The sequence below is a fragment of the uncultured Nostoc sp. genome (assembly GCF_964245575.1).
GTDB lineage: Bacteria > Cyanobacteriota > Cyanobacteriia > Cyanobacteriales > Nostocaceae > Nostoc.
On the sequence record NZ_CAXTNP010000527.1, the window covers coordinates 1 to 2,184 of the forward strand.

At 40.2% G+C, this 2,184-nt stretch carries 2 protein-coding genes and 1 pseudogene; all 3 read right to left on the minus strand.

Annotation, left to right across the window (positions count from 1 at the left end; translation table 11 throughout):
• Positions 1–725: 725 nt before the first annotated feature.
• Positions 726–935: a hypothetical protein gene (locus tag ACFFAP_RS38035; RefSeq protein WP_375516039.1), complete on the minus strand. Its 210-nt coding sequence runs from the start codon at positions 933–935 to the stop codon at positions 726–728.
• A 390-nt stretch (positions 936–1,325) separates the two neighbouring features.
• The gene (locus ACFFAP_RS38040; protein WP_375516040.1) at positions 1,326–1,616 is read right to left on the minus strand and encodes a hypothetical protein; all 291 of its coding nucleotides are present in this window, start codon (positions 1,614–1,616) and stop codon (positions 1,326–1,328) included.
• A gap of 10 nt (positions 1,617–1,626) precedes the next feature.
• Positions 1,627–2,136, minus strand: a pseudogene (locus tag ACFFAP_RS38045) (hypothetical protein); the annotation flags it as partial.
• Between the last annotated feature and the right edge of the window lie 48 nt (positions 2,137–2,184).

A 2,184-nucleotide genomic window follows, 5' to 3' on the forward strand; every position in this document is an offset into this window, starting at 1 on the left:
AGAGCAATTCGGAATCATTCTGAATCAACTGCTTATCTTCAATTGTCCATTCTCTTCCAATCGCGTCAGAGACAGCTTCAAAAATGGAGTCTTCTAATTGTTTCGGATTCATTTGGATGTATCGATTCAAGAATTTTAACTTTCTTTTTCGCAAAGCGATCGCTCTTAAAGTGGCGCTTGAGCCATTGCACAGAAACTTGTGTAAAATAGGGACAAAAAGGGAACTGTACGCTAGCACTGTAAGGCATTCAGTCCCAGATTAGTCAATTTTAAGAGCGATCGCTCGCTGGTGAAAGGGATTTAACAGTTATCAGTTATCAGTTAACAGTTAAAAGTTTTGATAATTGGGTTTAAGTCCCCCACTATATCGGCAAAAACTTTAAAAGTTCTCATTTAGGATTTGATTGTAGAGCTAATTTTCTAATTCTGTATCTACTTTGAATGCAAACCGTAATTCTCTATCCTTAATACGAGGAAACCAAGATTTTCCAAAACGGTTAAGTAAGCTACCTCCTACTTGCGCTCCTCTTTCAATTTCATACTGTAAATATAAAGCAGTTACAAAATCACTGAAACAACAGTTGACACCTCAATGATGATACATGAATGTTTACCGAGATTAATTTCCTGGAGACATCTGTGCCTGTAACTGTTGCACTTGCTCCAGTGTTAAACCATCACCCCCCACTTTTTTTTCATCGATCGTTAGGGTACTAAGTAATTATTTACCATGCCCACAGCTGACTCGACCCTCTGAGCAACTCTACTAATTGGGCATAATATTTAACCCGCTCCCACCACTTATTATTGGGGCTTTCATCTGTGTCCATACCCAAGGGATTATTACTCTCATCTCCATTATTAGGGGGTGAACGGTAGATTAGATGAAGGTCTAATCGCATTAATTCCATACTGGGCTTGCATTCTAGCTGCATAATTCGCGTTTATTTCCTGCTCCTCCTGTGGCTTGCGTTCCTTCTTCTCCCGTTGCCTCTGCCGATAATCCAGTACGTTCTGAGCAAACACGATATCATCAGTATGCAGCCGATAATACCGAGATGGCACACAGGTAAGGATGAAATGTGAATGTTATGCAGATGTTACAGGCTGCGAACGCGGCAAATTTTTGACAGCAAAAGCCTGGAAACAAACGCCTGCGAATGTATAGAAAACGCTGGCAAAGATTTTAAGCTGGCATTTAATAAGCTGCATATCGAGCGAAGCCCTGGATTTTTACCAGGGCTTTTAAATTAAAAGAGCTAAATGAGTCTAAAAAAGTTAGTGTATCGTTTAATTGACTTTTCCTTTAGTATGACCTCTAACGGTTACAAATCAAAATCAAGGCTGAAAGTTTCCCCTGAAGAATCTTCTTCTTTCTCCTCTGCAAATGGAGTTGGAGTCCAAGACGTGGGTTGGTTTGACTCAGTATTAATCGGAGTGTTTGCTATTTGGTGTGCAGGTAATCCAGCCTTGATGAAAACAAAATAGCAATCAACTATAAAGTAAAGCGTGTCCAGGTAACTTTTATCTAGTTTTTGCGATTCTGCAAATATGCGCTCTCGGTAATTATCTTTGAGGCGAACTTTTTCCGGTGCTAAGTCTTTTTTATCTGCCATTGTTATAACTTCACTTAAGAGCTGTAGTAGTTGGGTTCTTGCTGCTAATAGTTTTTGCCATTTCTAGAAGCCCAGAGACATTGGCTTCTACCGGATTGTCCAGGATTTTGAAGCCGTTTTTCTCCAACAGCTTTTTAAATCCTGGTAAGAGGCAGCCTCCACCAATCGCCCAGATTTCATCCCCTTGGTGCTTGGCATCAAGTGTCAGATTCACCACTTTCTTCAAGTATTTTTCATACCAATCTTTTAAACTTGCGCTGTAAACATCTTTGATATCGATGTCACGGCTGTACCTGGTATGCCCCATTTCCAAACAAAATCGGATTTTGGATGGGTCTCCGATTTTTCCGCCATTTAAATGTTTCATTTTTTGGGAAATATCATCGATGAGAACTTCTACACCAATAGGGTAGGCAGTGTGAACTTCTCGCTGACCCTGGTTATAACGAGAATACAAAGTCGTACCATTGCCAAAGTCTAAAATGGTTAATTTCTTGGGTAGTGGATGCCCAAACAAGGAATGTATTTTTCCTTACATCCCATATCGTGGTCGCTAGCTTGATTGTCC

What these genes read in the sequence shown, in the direction of transcription:
- ACFFAP_RS38035 (WP_375516039.1), bottom strand. Translation starts at nt 935, where the DNA reads ATGCAGCTAGAATGCAAGCCCAGTATGGAATTAATGCGATTAGACCTT.
- ACFFAP_RS38040 (WP_375516040.1), bottom strand. Translation starts at nt 1,616, where the DNA reads ATGGCAGATAAAAAAGACTTAGCACCGGAAAAAGTTCGCCTCAAAGAT.